Origin of the sequence: Pelomonas cellulosilytica (assembly GCF_021353265.1) — a bacterium.
In the GTDB taxonomy this organism is placed as follows: Bacteria; Pseudomonadota; Gammaproteobacteria; order Burkholderiales; family Burkholderiaceae_C; genus Pelomonas; species Pelomonas cellulosilytica.
In genome coordinates this window covers 703,845-719,753 of the sequence record NZ_JAJTWU010000002.1, presented here as the reverse complement: position 1 = coordinate 719,753, position 15,909 = coordinate 703,845, and the positions used below count along the sequence as shown (strand labels likewise).

The following is a 15,909-nucleotide window of genomic DNA, read 5'->3' as shown; positions in this document are numbered from 1 at the left end:
AGCGGCCACGCCGACCGGCGCAGGCCCCCACCCCATCAGGGCCTGCACGCAGGCCCTGATGCCATTGGGCCGTGCCCGCTTCACCGCAAGTCCACGCCACCAAATCCGACACCTCGCCAGCGAATAGAAGCGGATTTACATCAGCGCTAACACCGACGGACTTTATTTGTTGGACTCACGGGTTCAGGGACCACCCTACTCCACCGTCACACTCTTGGCGAGGTTACGGGGCTTGTCGACATCCGTCCCCCGTGCGCAAGCCGTGTGATACGCCAGCAGCTGCAGCGGCACGACGTGCAGGATGGGCGACAACGCGCCGTAGTGCTCGGGCATGCGAATGACGTGCAAGCCGGGTTCGCTTTCGATGGCGGTGTCACCATCGGCAAAGACATAGAGCTGACCGCCACGGGCGCGGACTTCCTGCATGTTGCTCTTGAGCTTTTCCAGCAACGCGTCGTTGGGCGCCACGGTCACAACGGGCATTTCGGCGGTCACCAGCGCCAGTGGCCCGTGCTTCAGCTCGCCGGCCGGATAGGCCTCGGCGTGGATGTAGCTGATCTCCTTGAGCTTGAGCGCACCTTCCAGCGCGATCGGGTAATGCAGGCCGCGGCCTAGGAAGAGAGCGTTTTCCTTGCGGGCAAATTCCTCGCTCCACGCGATGACCTGCGGCTCCAACGCCAGCACGGCCTGCACGGCCACGGGCAGGTGGCGCAGATCCTTCAGGTGCTGGGCTTCGTCGGCCTCGCTGAGCTGGCCGCGCGTCTGCGCCAACGCCAGCGTCAGAAGGAACAGGCCCACGAGCTGCGTCGTGAAGGCCTTCGTGGAGGCCACGCCGATCTCGGCACCGGCGCGAGTGATGTAGGCCAGTTCGCACTCGCGCACCATGGCGCTGGTGGCGACGTTGCAGATGGTGAGCGTGTGCGGCATGCCCTGCGCGCGGGCGTGCTTGAGCGCGGCGATGGTGTCGGCCGTCTCGCCGCTCTGGCTGATGGTGACGACGAGGGTCTTCGGGTCCGGCACGCTGTCGCGGTAGCGGTACTCGCTGGCGATCTCGACGGAGGTCGGGATCCTGGCGATGCTCTCCAGCCAATACTTGGCGGTGGAGCCCGAGTAGTAACTGGTGCCGCAGGCCAGGATGAGCACCTTGTCCACATCCTTGAAGACACGGTAGGCGCCGTCTCCGAAGAGCTCCGGCGAGATGCCGGTGATGGCTTCGAGCGTGTTGGCGATGGCCGTGGGCTGCTCGAAGATTTCCTTCTGCATGTAGTGCCGGTAGGGGCCAAGCTCGGCCGCGCCGCTGTGCGCGTGCACAGTCTTGACCGGCCGCTGCACGGCGGCGTAACGGCCGGTCTGAGCGTCCAGCCGGCTGATCCAGTAGCGGCCCAGTTGCAGGTCGACGACGTCGCCCTCTTCGAGGTAGACGATCTGGTCGGTCACGCCGGCCAGCGCCATCGCGTCGGAGGCGACGAAGTTCTCGCCATGGCCCTCACCCACGCCCAGCACTAGCGGCGAGCCCTCGCGCGCGGCCACGACGCGGTGCGGCTCGTCGCGGCAGAACACGGCCACGGCGTAGGCACCCTTCAGGCGCGGCAGCGCCTGTTGCACGGCCTCGAGCAGGTCGCCGTTGTAGTAGTGGTCAACGAGGTGGGCGATGACCTCGGTGTCGGTCTGGCTGGCGAACTGGTAGCCGCGAGCCTTGAGTTCGGCGCGCAGCTCGTCGTGGTTCTCGATGATGCCGTTGTGCACGAGTGCCACCCGCCCAACGGATTGACCCACGGCCTCAGCCGACCCGGCCGGGCCGGCGGAGAAGTGCGGGTGGGCGTTGTGCACGGCCGGCGCGCCATGCGTGGCCCAGCGCGTGTGAGCGATTCCGGTGCCGGACGCTATGCCGTCCTGATCGGCCTGGGCTTGCAGCTCCGCCACGCGCGACGTGCTGCGCGCGCGCTTCAGGCCGCCCCCCTGGTGCACGGCGACACCACAGGAGTCATAGCCGCGGTACTCCAGCCGCTTCAGGCCTTCGAGCAGGATGGGAACGATGTTGCGCTGGCTGACTGCGCCGACGATGCCGCACATGGAGGTCTCCGTGTCTTGGGGTGACGCATGCTAGGCAAGCCGCAAAGGCATATGCGTGCAAATTTCATTAATAACTGAACGAATATTTCATCCATACTGCAGCGAGAAATTTTCTTTCTCCATGAAGCAAAACGCGAACGATATCGACACCATCGACTTGCGCCTGCTGGACGTCCTGCAGAGCGACGCGTCATTGAGCAACCAGGATCTGGCCGCGCGCGTGGCCGTGTCACCGGCTACCTGCCTGCGGCGCGTGAAGCGCCTCGTGGATGCCGGCATCATCGAGCGCCGCGTGGCGCTGTTGTCGCCAGACAAGCTGGGCGCCGGCCTGTCGGCGCTGCTGGAGGTGACGCTGGACCGCCAAGGCGCCGAGCACCTGGACGCCTTCGAGGCGCGCGCCGTACAGGAGGCCGCCGTACAGCAGTGCTGGCGCGTGTCTCCGGGGCCGGACTTCGTGCTCGTCGTGCAGGTGGCGGACATGCAGGCCTATCACGCACTGACGCAGCGCCTGCTGACGCAGGACGCCAACGTGCGCAACATCAAGGCCTTTTTCAGCGTGAAGCGGGCCAAGTTCGACACCCGCATCGGCCTGCCGGCTAGCCCCTAGTTCGAGGTCGCTCGCGGCGCCGCCGGGCGTCATGGGCCACCCCCAGAATCGCGGGGCCGCCCTCCCAAAGGACACCCTCCATGCCTACCCGCCCTGCCCCGCGCCGCGCCGCCCTGGCGGCCGCCCTGAGCCTGTCGCTGTTCGCCCCCGGCGCCCAGGCGCTGGACTTCGTGCTGCAGACCACCGGCGCCGCGCTCACGGCCGAGCAACTGGCCGGCTTCAACGTCGCGGCCGACTACTGGAAGAGCCGGCTGACCGACAACGTCACCGTCTACCTGAAGGTGGGCTTCGACGACCTCAGCGGCAACACGCTGGGCAACACGACGTGGGACCAGGTACAGCTCAGCTATACCGACGTGCGCGGCCGGCTGGCCACGGATCGCACATCGTCCGCCGACGCCACGGCGTTCAGTCACCTGCAGCCCGGCCCGGCGCTGGGCTTCCTGTCCACGCAAACCGACGGCAGCACGCGGCTGAACAACGACACCACAGGCGTCAACGCGAACGACAACCGCCTGCTGCAGCTCACGTCGGCCAACGCCAAGGCGCTCGGCGTGGACCGCAGCGCCTTCGACGAAGCCGGCGTGGCGGACGCGACGATCCGCTTCGCCAGCGGCTACGCGGGCCGCTTCGCCTACCAACGCACCGGTGGCGGCGTGCCGGCCGACCGCATCGACTTCATCACCGTCGCCGAGCACGAGATCGGCCACGCACTGGGCTTCAACTCCGGAGTGGACGGCATCAGCCACTGCCTGAGCGAGCCACTGCAGTGTGGGACGCAGAACGGCTTCGACAACAGCGCCTGGTACAGCCCGCTGGACCTTTACCGCTACGGCGCGCCGGGAACGCTGGACTTCACGGTGGGCGGCGCGAGCTACTTCTCGCTGGACGGCGGCGCCTCGGCCATCGAGGGTTTCTCATCCGGCACGACGGACCAAGCCAGCCACTTCCTGCGCAGCAGCGCCACGCTGATGCGGCCCATCGTGCCCTGGGGCCAGTCCTACGACGCGACCGGTGCTGACCTGCTGGCGCTGGACGCCATCGGCTGGAACCTCGCCACCGCCGTACCCGAGCCGGCTGGCGCTGCGCTGCTGCTGGGCGGGCTGGCCGTCATCGGCTGGGCGCGCCGCCGCAGCCAGCGCGTCAACGCTTGAGGATGCCCAGGCCCTTGAGGTAGTCGCCCTCGGGGAAGCAGACGGTCTGCGGATGGTCCGCCGCGGCGCACAGCCGCTCGACGATGTAGCCGTCCACGCCGGCATCGAGGCCCGCACCGGCCACGATCTTGTGGAACAAGTCGGGCGCGATGCCGCCCGAGCAGGAGAACGTGTAAAGCAGCCCGCCGTTGTTCAGCAGCATGAAGGCCAGGCGGTTGATGTCCTTGTAGGCGCGCGCAGCGCGCTCGGCGTGGGCCGCCGTGGGCGCGAACTTGGGCGGGTCGAGCACGATGGCGTCAAAGCGCCGGCTTTCGGCGAGGCAGCGTCGCAGCGTGGCGTTCACGTCGGCGTCCCAGGTCTCGTGGCGGCTGGCGTCAAAACCGTTCAGCGCCACGTGCGCGGTGGCTCGCGCGAGCGCAGGGCCGGAGGAGTCCACACTGACGACCTGCTGCGCGCCACCCGCCAGCGCGGCCACCGAGAAGCCGCCCGTGTAGCTGAAGCAGTTCAGCACGGTCTTCACGCCGTACTGCTTCACCGCATCGGCAAAGCGACGGCGGCTGTCACGCTGGTCTAGGTAATAGCCGGTCTTGTGGCCCTCGGCCACGTCCAGCGTCAGGCGCCAGTCGTGCTCGCGGATCGTCAGCGCGGTCGCGCCGTCGTCATCGGCGCTGCGGCGCAGCCAGCCAGTCTGCACGGGCAGGCCTTCCCACTCGCGGGCCTGCGCGTCGGAGCGCTCGTACAGTCGCGTCAACCCGGTCACGGCCAGCAGCGCGTCGGCGATGGCGTGCTTCCAGCGCTCGGCGCCGGCGCTCGCGAACTGCGCAACCAGCGTGTCGCCGTAACGGTCCACGACCAGCCCGGGCAGCCCGTCGGCCTCGCCGTGCACCAGCCGCCAGGCGTCGGACGCGATCGGCAGGCGCGCACGCATCGCCACCGCCTGCTCGATGCGGCGCCCGAAGAAGGCCGCGTCGATGCGCTCGGCCTCGTCGAAGCTCCAGGCCCGCAGGCGGATCTGCGACTGCGGGCTGAACGCCGCCCAGCACAGGAAGCGACCGTCGGCCGCCTCCACGCGCACCGTCTCGCCCGAATCGCCACCGCCGCGGGCGATGGAACTCTCGAACACCCAGGGATGGCGCTTCAGCAGCGAGCGCTCCTTGCCGGCGCGGATGACGACCTTCTTCATCGCTGCAGCGTACCGAATGCGTACGACAGCTGCAGATGCGTCAGCGGCGCGGACTGGTCGTGGCCGCGCACGGTGCGGAACTGCCCGACACCCGCGCGAAGCCGCAGCCGCTCGCTGACGGCCCACTGAGCCCAGGCCTCGGCCTGCGTCACCGCGCCGCCGCCCACCTTCACGCCGCCACCGCCCGCCGCGCCGACCAGCCATTCGGCGCCCACGCGCAGCTTCGCGTCCAGCAGCGGATCGCTCTGCACCCCCAGGCCAAACAGACCGAAGGAATAGGCGCCCGCGCTGCCCGCCGCCGCGCTGCCGGCCTGCGCCGTGCCGTACAGCCGCGGCGAGAACTCGCGCGACATATTGACGGCCAGGTGCGTCACCGCCTCCTGACGGCCGTTCTTGAAGCGCAGCCGCGGCAGGTGCATGACGCTCGCGCCCAGCTGCTGCACGCGCACCGTGCCGCCAGGGTCGTCGCCGATCAGCGTGGGCGCGCGGTCCAGCGGCATGCTGATCGCGGCACGCAAATAGGTGGCGCGGTAGGCGCCGCTATAGCTGTGCGTGTAGCCGGCGTCCAGGCGCAGGCTGGGGCCCCAGGGCGTGATCCAGCGCAGCGTGGGCCCCGCGCGCAGCAGCCAGCCGCTGCCGGTGTCCAGGTTGCCACCACCGCCGAGGCCGGCGCCCAGCTGGCCGCCGACGCGCACGCGCGGCGTGCCGAGCAGCGCCCAGTCCTGGCCGATCTGGCCCAGCACTTCCATGTAGCCGTCAGCGCCGCCCTTGGCCGCGCCCGACGCCTCCACGCCCCACCAACTGCCATCGGCGATGTATTGGCGCAGCTCCGCGCCGGCCTTGCCGACCTTGGCCGTGCGCGGGTTGCCGCTGCGGTCGCGGCTGGAGGCGCGTGGCTTCTCCAGGCCGCCGGTCAGCGTGATTTCGTCGAAACCCAGCCCCGTGCGGCGGCCCGACCGGCCCGGCAGGCCGGCGTCCGATGGCGAGAAGCTGGCAAAGTCCATCGCCCGCCCGACCGTGAACGCCAGGCCCACGCCGCTCTTGACGTTGCCGCTAGGGAAGCGGATCTGCGAGATGCCGATGCCGGTGTACCAGGGGCCGTTCTCCGTGCGCAGCGACAGCTCCGGCCGCAGCATCAGCCCTCCACCGAAGCGCAGCTGCTCGCTGGACACGCCGCCGCCCGCGCCGACGTAGAGGCTGGCCGCCAGGTGCGTGTTGCGGCTCAGCCGCCAGCGCCGCTGGCCCGTGAAGCCGACCGTGAAGATGCCGCCGTAGTTGCCCTTGGCCGCGCCGTAGAAGCCGGGGCCGAAGCCCCAGTCGTCGTCGAAGGCCATCATGTAGCTCATTGACGCAAAGGCCGCGCGGCCACCGTCGGGCATCTTCATCGACGTCCAGTTGGCTTCCACGGTGGCCGGGCGGATGGTGTTCAGGCGGGCCGGGTTGGCAAACGGCGCGTCGTCGGGCGTGGCCCACGCCAGCACGGGCGCGAGCGCGGCAAGCGCCGCGACGGAACGAGGCGAAGTCGGTCGGAACAGGGTCATTTCTTGGCCCGCGGATGCGCGGCGTCGTAGATGCGCGCCAGGTGCTGGTGGTCCAGCTGCGTGTAGACCTGGGTCGTCGTGATATGGGCGTGGCCCAGCAGCTCCTGCACTGCGCGCAGGTCGCCGCTGGACTGCAACAGGTGGGACGCGAAGCTGTGGCGCAGCATGTGCGGATGCACATGGGCCGGCATGCCGGCCGACACGGCACGGGTCGACAGCATTGCGCGCAGCGTGGAGCCGGCCACGCGGTGGCCGCGTGCGCCTACGAACAGCGCCGGCTCGCCCGGCGCCGCCAGTTGGCCGCGCACGACCAGCCACTCGCGCAGCGCGTCGGCCGCAGCGCGGCCCAGCGGCGTGCTGCGGCGCTTGCCGCCCTTGCCGAGCACGTGGACTTCGGCCGACTGCAGGTCCACCCAGCCGGCCGCCGTGCCGCTGGCCTGGACATCCAGCCCGATGAGCTCGGCCGCGCGCAGGCCGGCGCCATACAGCAGCTCCACCATGGCGCGGTCGCGCGCCTCCAGCCGCGAGTCGGCGATGTCGTCCGGCACATGGCTGGCCAGTTGCACCGCGTCGTCCACACCCAGCGCCTTGGGTAGCGGCTTGGGCGCCTTGGGCGCGCGCAGGCCGTCGAACGGGTTCAGCGCGATGCGACCTTGCAGCCCCAGCCATCGGTAGCAGCTGCGCCAGACCGACAGAAGCAGTGCGATGGACTTGGGCGCCAAACCCTCGCGGTGCAGCAGCGCGGCCAGGCGGCGAGCCTGGGCGAGGTTCAATGCGCGCACGTCGAGCGCGGCATCGGCCAGCAGGCCCTGCAGACGGACGAGCCCATCGGTGTAGAGCTGCAGCGTGCGCGGGCTCAGGCGTTGCTGCACGCGGGCGTGCTGCAAATACTCACCGAAGTCCGCACACAGCTCGGTCATGTGGCCAGCAGGCCGGCCAGCCCGGCGCTGGCGATCTCGCCGACGCGGGTCAGGAAGTCCGTGCCCATCTCGGCGGTGTAGCGCGTCGGGTCGGGCGAACCCAGCACCAGCAGGCCGAAGGGCTTGCCCTCGTTCGCGCTGGGTTGCACGAGCGGGATCAGCGCCAGCGACGTGGCGATGCCACCGCTCTCGGACAGGCCCAGCCAGCGCGCAGCCTCGAAGCCCGAATTGACGCCGCAATAGGGCTGGCTCAGGCTACTGGCGAAGCTCTTCACATCGGCGCTGACGGAGGACGCGTACTCCAGCGCCTCGTGCTCCGGCGCCACGCCCCACAGCCGCAGGCTGGCCTGCGGGATCAGGAACTGGTGGCGCAGCTCGGCCAGCAGCACGCCCGGTAGCTCGGCCGGCGTGGCCGCGGTGCGCATGACCGCCAATGTCCAACGGTGCAGCCGATCGGCGATGGCGACGTTGTCCTGCCCGTTGCGGATCATGTCAACGATGCGCAGCTCCAGGCCCTTGATCTTGTCGCGCAGCATCTCGGCCTGGCGCTCCTGCAGCGACACGGCGCGCGCGCCGTGCGGGTGCTGCAGTTGCACGCTCGCCAGCAGCGCTGCATGGCGCTCGAAGAAGCCGGGCGTGGCCGCCAGGTAGTTGGCGATGTCCGTCTCGGTGATGCCTTGCACCGCGTCCGCGGCCGGGTTGGAAGTCACAGCTCGATCTCTCCGTCAAAAACTTTCGTGGCCGGGCCGGTCATCAGCACCGGACCGAATCGGCCGTTGTCGCCGCCCGCCCACTCGATGCGCAGCAGGCCGCCGCGGGTCTGCACTTCCACCGCGTTGTCCAGCCAACCGGCGCGGATGCCGACGACCACCGCCGCGCACGCGCCGGTGCCGCAGGCCAGCGTCTCGCCGGCATCGCGCTCGAACACGCGCAACGCGATGCGGTCACGGGCCAGCACCTGCATGAAGCCGGCATTGACGCGGCGCGGGAAGCTCGGGTGATGCTCAATGCGCGGGCCCTGCGTCAGCACGGGCGCCGTCTCCACATCATCCACGCGCTGCACCGCATGCGGGTTGCCCATGGAAACCACGCCCACTTCTGCGCCGTCGACCGGCCACAGCTCGAAGCCGTTGACGAGCCGCGGCTGCAGGCCCTCGGGGTCGAACGGCAGCGCCGCGTGCTCGAACACCGGCGCGCCCATGTCGACTGTCACGCGGCCATCGTCCTGCAGCTTCAGGAACAGCCGGCGGTTCATCGTGTCGACGTGGATCTCGCGCTTGCCCGTCAGCTGGTGGTCGACGACGAAGCGCACGAAGCAGCGCGCGCCGTTGCCGCAGTGCTCCACCTCGTCGCCGGTGTTGTTGAAGATGCGGTAGCGGAAGTCCGCGCCGGAGTCCGCACTCGGCTCGATGACGAGGATCTGGTCGCAGCCGACGCCGAAGCGGCGGTCGCCGAGGCGCCGCATCTGCTCGGGCGTCAGGCTGAAGGGCTGTTTCGTCGCGTCGATGACGACGAAGTCGTTGCCCGCGCCTTGCATCTTGGTGAAGCGCAATCTCATGGTGTCGGATTATCGGGGGCGGCACCGATGTCGAGCCCTCGAGGCTCCTTGTAGCGGTGGTAGCCCCACAGGTACTGGCCCGGTGCACGGCGGATCAGGCTTTCCATCGCGGCGTTGATGGTTGCCGCAGCCGCGTCCGCCGACGCGTCCTTCGCGATCTCCGGCGCCGGCAGCACGTGGACGGTGAAGCCCTCGCCATGCGGCAGCCGCTCGCCCCAGATGAGCAACACCGCAGCCCCAGTCTGTTGCACGAGGCGAGCGGCCAGCGTCATCGTGTAGGCCGGCCGGCCGAAGAACGGCGCCCACACGCCGAGCCCGTCGGGTGGCACCTGGTCAGGCAGCAAGCCGATGACCTCGCCGCGGCGCAAGGCCCGGATCATCTGCCGCACGCCGGCCAGCGAGGCTGGCGCCGTCGCCAGCCCCGGGCGCTCGCGCGAACCGGCCATCACGTCGCGCAACGCCGCCTGGCGCGCCGGGCGGTATAGCACGGTGATGGGCGACTCGGGCGTCGTGAAGCGCTCGGCGATGGCCTGCGCGCAGATCTCGAAGCAGCCCAGGTGCGGCGTCAGCATGACGAGGCCGCGCTTCTCGGCCAGCGCCGCCTCGATCAGCTCGCCGCCGTCCCAGCGCAGCTTGTCGCCTAGCGATCGTCCGCGCGTGCCGACCCACAACCACGGCAGCTCGGTGGCCATGCGACCGGCGGCGGCCACGGCGGGCCGGGCCTCGGCCCACGGAATGCCGGCCCGGGCCACGTTGTCACGGAAACGCCGACGATAGACGCCCGACGCGAAAAAGACGATCCAGCCGAGAACAGCGCCCAAAGCGTGCAAAAGCGCCAACGGCCAGCCGGAGACGAAGCGAAAGAGCCAGCCCATGTTTTTCTATACTGCGTGAATCGCCGAGTTACTGAACTACTTGCGGGGCGATTCACAAATCCCGCTAAAGCGTTCGCCGCACCCCCTCCTGGAGCGACGGCAACGCCGATCAACCTAGCAACCGGAGTTTAAAAGTGGCGAACGACTTTCTCTTCACGTCCGAATCGGTTTCCGAAGGTCACCCCGACAAGGTGGCTGACCAGATCTCGGACGCCATCCTGGATGCCATCTTCGAGCAGGACCCGCGCAGCCGCGTGGCCGCCGAGACGCTGTGCAACACCGGCCTCGTCGTGCTGGCCGGCGAGATCACGACCAACGCCCACGTCGACTACATCCAGGTCGCGCGCGACACCATCAAGCGCATCGGCTACGACAACACCGAGTACGGCATCGACTACAAGGGCTGTGCGGTGCTCGTCGCCTACGACAAGCAGAGCAACGACATCGCCCAGGGCGTGGACCATGCGTCCGACGACCACCTGAACACCGGCGCCGGCGACCAGGGCCTGATGTTCGGCTACGCCTGCGACGAGACGCCCGAGCTGATGCCGGCGCCCATCTACTACGCCCACCGCCTCGTCGAGCGCCAGGCCCAGCTGCGCAAGGACGGCCGCCTGCCCTTCCTGCGGCCCGATGCAAAAAGCCAGGTCACGATGCGCTACGTGGACGGCAAGCCGCACAGCATCGACACCGTCGTGCTGTCGACGCAGCATGCGCCCGAGTACTCGCTGGGCGACCGCATGACCGACGCCTTCTACGAAGCCGTGCGCGAGGAACTCATCAAGCCCGTGCTGCCCAAGGCCTGGCTGACGGCCGACACGAAGTACCTGATCAACCCGACCGGCCGCTTCGTCATCGGCGGCCCGCAAGGCGACTGCGGCCTGACCGGCCGCAAGATCATCGTCGACACCTATGGCGGCGCCTGCCCGCACGGTGGCGGCGCCTTCAGCGGCAAGGACCCGTCCAAGGTCGACCGCAGCGCCGCCTACGCCGCGCGCTATGTCGCGAAGAACGTCGTCGCCGCGGGCCTGGCCCGCCAGTGCCAGATCCAGGTCGCCTATGCGATCGGCGTGGCCCGGCCGATGAACGTGACGGTCTACACCGAAGGCACCGGCGTCATCCCCGACGACCAGATCGCCAAGCTCGTCAACGAGCATTTCGACCTGCGGCCCAAGGGCATCATCCAGATGCTGGACCTGCTGCGTCCGATCTATTCCAAGACGGCTGCCTACGGCCACTTCGGCCGCGAAGAGCCGGAGTTCACGTGGGAGAGGACGGACAAGGCGGCGGCGCTGCGCGCTGCTGCAGGCCTGTAGGGCTGCGGCGCGCGAGCGCCGCTCGGATTCGGCAAGGCCCATGGACTCATCCGCAACACCGCCGCCAAAGGCGGTGTAATTCCACGCGCCACGTCTTGCCGCCGACGCTAGAGTCAGCTCGGCCAGAGGCACGTCCGTTGCCCCGGCCATGACTACACGGAGGCGATGATGAAGATGCAATCCCTGCGCATCGGTACCCGGCTGGCGTTGGGCTTTGGGCTGGTGCTGGCCCTGCTGGCCGCGGCCGTGGGCCTGAGCTATCAGCAGCTCGCCAACGTCGGCCCGCACATCGACCGGCTCGTCGAGCTGCAGCGCCTGCAGGACCTCGCCCAGGACTGGCGCACGGAAACCCAGCTCAACGTGACCCGCACCGATGCCGTTGCCCGAGCCGGTGGATCGGGCCCGGTCGCGGAGTTCTTCTCGCCCATCATCAAGACCGCCAGCGGCAAGATCAGCGAACTGCAGAAGACAACGTCCGCAGCGGCCGACACGACGGAAGGCAAGGCCCTCATCGGCGCGATTGCCGACAACCGCAAGGGCTATGTCGAGATCCGCGACCAGGTCTTCGCCCAGCTCAAGGCCGGCGACCGCGATGCGGCGCTGCAGACGCTGGAAGGCAAGATGCGTCCGGCGTCCGAAACCTACGTCAAATCCCTCACACAGCTGGCCGACTACCAGGGCGAGCGCGTGCGCGAGGAGACACGCCAGGTGCTGGAGGCCGCGCGGCGCACGCAGTTGGTCATGCTGGCGGTGGCCGTCATCTGCCTGAGCCTGGGCGTCGTCGCCGCGTGGCTCATCACCCGTTCCGTCGTCACGCCGCTGCGCGCCGCCATCCGCGAGGCGCAGGAGGTCGGCCGGGGCGACCTGTCCCGCGAGATTCGCTCGATCGGCGAGGACGAGACAGCCGAACTCACACGGGCGCTGGCCGGCATGCAGCAGTCGCTGCGCGAGCTCGTGGGCTCGGTGCGTCACAACGCCGACGGGGTGGCCACCGCCAGCTCGGAGATCGCCATCGGCAGCCACGACCTGTCCGTCCGCACCGAGGAACAGGCCGCCGCGATCGAGGAGACTGCCGCTTCGATGGAAGAGCTGTCCGCCACCGTCAAGCTCAATGCCGACAACGCCGGCCAGGCCGACCAGTTGGCGAATGACGCGAGCAACGTCGCGCGGCAGGGCGGCGAAGTCGTCGGCGAGGCCGTGCAACGCATGCGTGGTATCGAGGAAAGCTCGCGCCGCATCGCCGACATCATCGGCACCATCGACGCGATCGCCTTCCAAACCAACATCCTCGCGCTCAATGCCGCCGTCGAGGCCGCCCGCGCCGGCGAGCAGGGCCGCGGCTTCGCGGTCGTCGCCGGCGAGGTGCGGACACTGGCCCAGCGCTCTGCCGCCGCAGCCAAGGAAATCAAGACGCTGATCGGCGACAGCGTCGAGCGTGTGGAGCAAGGGGCCGCGCTAGTCAATCGCGCCGGCCAGACGATGGAGCAGGTCGTCACGGCTATCGACCGCGTCGCGCAGATCATTCGCGAGATCAGCTCGGCCAGCCGCGAGCAGAGCACCGGCGTCAGCCAGGTGGGGCAGGCCGTCTCGCAGATGGACCAGGCCACGCAACAGAACGCCGCGCTGGTCGAGGAAAGCGCGGCCGCTGCGGAGAGCCTGAAGCATCAGGCCGACGAGCTGGTCAAGCTCGTCACCCGGTTCAGGACCTGAGGCTGCTTCGGACTCCCGGTTTTCGGTGCCTGGCCGCTGGCGCGCAGGCGCCGGCTCAGTCGCCGGCCGCCACGCCGCGCAGCGCGTCGTCCAGCACCTCCACCCAGTGCCTCACGGGCGTGGCCGTGCCGCTCTGCAGGTGCTGGATACAGCCGATGTTGGCCGAGACGATCTGCTCGGCCTGCAGCGGCGCCAGCGCCGCCAGCTTGTTGTCGCGCAGCTGCTTGGACAGGGTCGGCTGCAGCACGGAGTAGGTGCCCGCGGAGCCGCAGCACAGGTGGCTGTCGGTCGGCGCACAGTCGATCCTGAAGCCCAGCTCGCGCAAGCTGGCCTCCACACCGCCGCGCAGCTTCTGGCCGTGCTGCAGCGTGCACGGCGGGTGGTAGGCCAGCGCGCCGGGCTTGGCCTTCAAGCGGGTCTTGAGCGCCGGCACGAGGTCGGGCAGCAGCTCGCTGAGGTCTTTCGTCAACTCGCTGACGCGGCGCGCCTTGTCGGCGTAGGCCGGGTCCTGCGCGAGCGCATGGACGTAGTCCTTGACCATGACGCCGCAGCCCGACGCGTTCATGACGATGGCCTCCACCCGCTCGCCCGGGCCGGCCACCAGCGGCCACCAGGCATCGATGTTGCGGCGCATGTAGTCCAGCGCCTTGCCGTGGTCGCCCAGGTGCTCGTGGACGGCGCCGCAGCAGCTTGCCGCCTCGGCCACCAGGCTCTGGATGCCGGCCGCATCGAGCACGCGCGCCGTGGCGCTGTTGATGTTGGGCGCCATGGCCGGCTGTACGCAGCCCAGCAGCAGTAGCACCTTGCGATTGAGCTGGCGCGTGGGCCAGTCATGCGCCGTGGCGGGCGGCGAGGCGGGCACCTTGTCCTTCAGCGACGCCGGCACGAACGGGCGGAAGGCCTGGCCCAGCTTCATTGCCGGCTTGAACAGAGGAGAGGTCATGCCCTCCTTCAGCAGCCAGCGCACGAGGCGCTCGCCGCCCGGGCGCTCGACCTTGGCATCGACGACACGACGGCCGATGTCCACGAGGTGGCCGTACTGGACGCCCGACGGGCAGGTGGACTCGCAGTTGCGGCAGGTCAGACAACGGTCCAGGTGCAGCTGCGTCTCGCGCGTCGGCTCCGCGCCTTCCAGCACCTGCTTGATCAGGTAGATGCGCCCGCGCGGCCCGTCTAGTTCATCGCCCAGCAGCTGGTAGGTCGGGCAGGTGGCCGTGCAGAAGCCGCAGTGCACGCAGCGCCGCAGGATGGCTTCCGCCTCGGCGCCTTCCGCGGTGCCGGCGAACTCGGGAGCGAGGGTGGTCTGCATCAGGCCTTCAAGGCGGTGTTCACGATGTCCTGCGCCTCTTGCAGCAGCCGCTGCAGATGCGCCTCGTCGTTGAAGCTCTCAGCGTAGACCTTGTAGATGTCTTCCGTGCCCGAGGGTCGCGCGGCGAACCAGCCGTTGGCCGTCGTCACCTTGACGCCGCCGATGGCCGCGCCATTGGCCGGCGCCTGCGTCAGGATGGCCGTGATCGGCTCACCGGCCAGCGACGTGGCCGTCACATCGGCGGGCGACAGCTTGGACAGCCGGGCCTTCTGCTCGCGCGTGGCGGCGCTGTCGATGCGGTCGGAGTGCGGCCGGCCGTACGTGGCGGTCAGCTGGTTGAAGTAGACGCTCGGGTCGCTGCCGGTGCGAGCAGTGATCTCGCCGGCCAGCAGCGCGGCGGCGATACCGTCCTTGTCGGTCGTCCACACGCGGCCATCACGACGCAGGAAGGAGGCGCCGGCGCTCTCTTCACAGCCCAGGCCCAGGGTGCCGTCCTGCAGCCCGGGGGCGAACCACTTGAAGCCCACCGGCGTGTCGAACAGCGGCACCCCAAGGCCCTTGGCGATGCGCTCGATGAGCGCCGTCGTCACCACCGTCTTGCCCATGCCGCGGCCGGATGCCCAGCCGGGGCGTTGGCGGAACAGGTAGTCCGCCACGACGCTGAGGTAGTTGTTGGGCTGCATGAGCCCGCCCGTGGGCGTGACGATGCCGTGGCGGTCATGATCGGTGTCGCAGGCAAACGCCACGTCGAACTTGTCGCCCAGCTGCGTCAGGCGCTGCATCGCATACGGCGACGACGGGTCCATGCGGATCTTGCCGTCCCAGTCCAGCGTCATGAACGGGAAGCGCCCGTCAACCACGTCGCTGACGACCGTCAGCGGCAGTTGGTAGCGCTCGGCGATTGCCGGCCAGTAGGCCACGCCCGCGCCGCCCAGCGGGTCCACGCCGAGGCGGATGCCGCTGGCGCGGATGACGTCGAAGTCGATGACGTGTTCAAGTGCGGCGACGTACTGCGCCAGGTAGTCGTGGACATGCGTCGTGGAGGCGGCCTTTGCGCGCTCGATGTCCAGGCGATGCACGCCTTGCAGCTGCCGCTCGAGATAGGCATTCGCATCCTTCTGGATGCCCGACGTGATGTCGGTGTCGGCCGGCCCACCGTTGGGCGGGTTGTACTTGAAGCCGCCATCGCGCGGCGGGTTGTGCGACGGCGTCACGACGATGCCGTCGGCCCGCGCACTGCCGGTCTTGCCGACGTTGTATTCGAGGATGGCCAGCGACACGGCCGGCGTCGGCGTGAACTGGCCGGCGGGCGCCAGCATGACGTCCACGCCGTTGGCTGCCAGCACCTCCAGCGCGCTGGTCACGGCCGGGGCCGACAGCGCATGCGTGTCGGCGCCCACGAACAGTGGGCCGGCGATGCCCTGTTGCTTGCGGTGGTCGACGATGGCCTGCGTGATCGCGAGTACATGCCACTCGTTGAAAGAGCCATCCAGCGCGGAGCCACGATGGCCCGACGTGCCGAAGGCCACGCGCTGGTCGGCGTTGGCCGGGTCGGGCCGGCGGGCGTAGTAGGCCTCGTTCAGCGCGGCGAGGTCGAGCAGCGCGTCGGCGGGCGCGGGTTTGCCGGCCAGGGGATGCAGTCGTGACGACATGGTGATGCTTC

General features: G+C 69.4%; 13 protein-coding genes. 4 read left to right on the top strand and 9 right to left on the bottom strand.

From position 1 onward, the window contains the following. Positions 1–195: 195 nt before the first annotated feature. Entirely contained in the window at positions 196–2,073 is a 1,878-nt protein-coding gene (glmS, locus tag LXT13_RS07185) for a glutamine--fructose-6-phosphate transaminase (isomerizing) (RefSeq protein WP_233371139.1), read from the bottom strand. Positions 2,074–2,194: 121 nt separating this feature from the next. Here glmS and LXT13_RS07180 point away from each other — a divergent pair, with 121 nt between their 5' ends. Together LXT13_RS07180 and LXT13_RS07175 are read left to right on the top strand one after the other, a co-directional pair. Further along, on the top strand, positions 2,195–2,680 hold the full coding sequence (locus LXT13_RS07180; protein ID WP_233371138.1) for an Lrp/AsnC family transcriptional regulator: 486 nt from the start codon (positions 2,195–2,197) through the stop codon (positions 2,678–2,680). An 80-nt stretch (positions 2,681–2,760) separates the two neighbouring features. Continuing rightward, entirely contained in the window at positions 2,761–3,834 is a 1,074-nt protein-coding gene (locus LXT13_RS07175) for an NF038122 family metalloprotease (protein ID WP_233371137.1), read from the top strand. On the opposite strand, the gene LXT13_RS07170 is transcribed toward LXT13_RS07175, so the two are convergent. Genes LXT13_RS07170 through LXT13_RS07145 form a run of 6 tightly spaced genes read right to left on the bottom strand, consistent with a single transcriptional unit; the run spans position 3,824 to position 9,911 of the window. Beyond that, on the bottom strand, positions 3,824–5,017 hold the full coding sequence (locus tag LXT13_RS07170; protein ID WP_233371136.1) for a class I SAM-dependent rRNA methyltransferase: 1,194 nt from the start codon (positions 5,015–5,017) through the stop codon (positions 3,824–3,826). The two genes, LXT13_RS07175 and LXT13_RS07170, sit on opposite strands and share 11 nt — an antisense overlap. Continuing rightward, the gene (locus LXT13_RS07165; protein WP_233371135.1) at positions 5,014–6,558 is read right to left on the bottom strand and encodes a hypothetical protein; all 1,545 of its coding nucleotides are present in this window, start codon (positions 6,556–6,558) and stop codon (positions 5,014–5,016) included. The genes LXT13_RS07170 and LXT13_RS07165 overlap by 4 nt, the downstream gene beginning before the upstream one ends. Beyond that, the gene (locus LXT13_RS07160) at positions 6,555–7,478 is read right to left on the bottom strand and encodes a tyrosine recombinase XerC (RefSeq protein WP_233371134.1); all 924 of its coding nucleotides are present in this window, start codon (positions 7,476–7,478) and stop codon (positions 6,555–6,557) included. The genes LXT13_RS07165 and LXT13_RS07160 overlap by 4 nt, the downstream gene beginning before the upstream one ends. Next, positions 7,475–8,188 (bottom strand): DUF484 family protein, encoded by a 714-nt coding sequence (locus LXT13_RS07155; protein ID WP_233371133.1) that lies wholly within the window; start codon positions 8,186–8,188, stop codon positions 7,475–7,477. Before LXT13_RS07155 ends, LXT13_RS07160 begins: the two co-directional genes overlap by 4 nt. Then, complete coding sequence (gene dapF, locus LXT13_RS07150) at positions 8,185–9,036, bottom strand: diaminopimelate epimerase (RefSeq protein ID WP_233371132.1); 852 nt, start codon at positions 9,034–9,036, stop codon at positions 8,185–8,187. Before dapF ends, LXT13_RS07155 begins: the two co-directional genes overlap by 4 nt. After that, positions 9,033–9,911, bottom strand: a complete 879-nt coding sequence (locus LXT13_RS07145) for a lysophospholipid acyltransferase family protein (protein WP_233371131.1) — start codon at positions 9,909–9,911, stop codon at positions 9,033–9,035. The genes dapF and LXT13_RS07145 overlap by 4 nt, the downstream gene beginning before the upstream one ends. Before the next feature lie 134 nt (positions 9,912–10,045). On the opposite strand from LXT13_RS07145, the gene metK reads away from it, so the two are divergent. Continuing rightward, positions 10,046–11,227 (top strand): methionine adenosyltransferase, encoded by a 1,182-nt coding sequence (metK, locus tag LXT13_RS07140; RefSeq protein WP_233371130.1) that lies wholly within the window; start codon positions 10,046–10,048, stop codon positions 11,225–11,227. Positions 11,228–11,395: 168 nt separating this feature from the next. Then, positions 11,396–12,937, top strand: a complete 1,542-nt coding sequence (locus LXT13_RS28640; RefSeq protein ID WP_304622803.1) for a methyl-accepting chemotaxis protein — start codon at positions 11,396–11,398, stop codon at positions 12,935–12,937. Positions 12,938–12,992: 55 nt separating this feature from the next. Here the strand turns inward: LXT13_RS28640 and glcF are convergent, their stop codons facing one another. Both glcF and pgm read right to left on the bottom strand, forming a co-directional pair. Continuing rightward, entirely contained in the window at positions 12,993–14,246 is a 1,254-nt protein-coding gene (gene glcF / locus LXT13_RS07125; protein ID WP_233371129.1) for a glycolate oxidase subunit GlcF, read from the bottom strand. Beyond that, on the bottom strand, positions 14,246–15,898 hold the full coding sequence (pgm, locus tag LXT13_RS07120) for a phosphoglucomutase (alpha-D-glucose-1,6-bisphosphate-dependent) (RefSeq protein ID WP_233371128.1): 1,653 nt from the start codon (positions 15,896–15,898) through the stop codon (positions 14,246–14,248). Before pgm ends, glcF begins: the two co-directional genes overlap by 1 nt. Between the last annotated feature and the right edge of the window lie 11 nt (positions 15,899–15,909).

Coding starts and splice junctions, on each gene's coding strand:
- glmS (WP_233371139.1), bottom strand. CDS start 2,073: ATGTGCGGCATCGTCGGCGCAGTCAGCCAGCGCAACATCGTTCCCATC.
- LXT13_RS07180 (WP_233371138.1), top strand. CDS start 2,195: ATGAAGCAAAACGCGAACGATATCGACACCATCGACTTGCGCCTGCTG.
- LXT13_RS07175 (WP_233371137.1), top strand. CDS start 2,761: ATGCCTACCCGCCCTGCCCCGCGCCGCGCCGCCCTGGCGGCCGCCCTG.
- LXT13_RS07170 (WP_233371136.1), bottom strand. CDS start 5,017: ATGAAGAAGGTCGTCATCCGCGCCGGCAAGGAGCGCTCGCTGCTGAAG.
- LXT13_RS07165 (WP_233371135.1), bottom strand. CDS start 6,558: ATGACCCTGTTCCGACCGACTTCGCCTCGTTCCGTCGCGGCGCTTGCC.
- LXT13_RS07160 (WP_233371134.1), bottom strand. CDS start 7,478: ATGACCGAGCTGTGTGCGGACTTCGGTGAGTATTTGCAGCACGCCCGC.
- dapF (WP_233371132.1), bottom strand. CDS start 9,036: ATGAGATTGCGCTTCACCAAGATGCAAGGCGCGGGCAACGACTTCGTC.
- LXT13_RS07145 (WP_233371131.1), bottom strand. CDS start 9,911: ATGGGCTGGCTCTTTCGCTTCGTCTCCGGCTGGCCGTTGGCGCTTTTG.
- LXT13_RS28640 (WP_304622803.1), top strand. CDS start 11,396: ATGAAGATGCAATCCCTGCGCATCGGTACCCGGCTGGCGTTGGGCTTT.
- glcF (WP_233371129.1), bottom strand. CDS start 14,246: ATGCAGACCACCCTCGCTCCCGAGTTCGCCGGCACCGCGGAAGGCGCC.
- pgm (WP_233371128.1), bottom strand. CDS start 15,898: ATGTCGTCACGACTGCATCCCCTGGCCGGCAAACCCGCGCCCGCCGAC.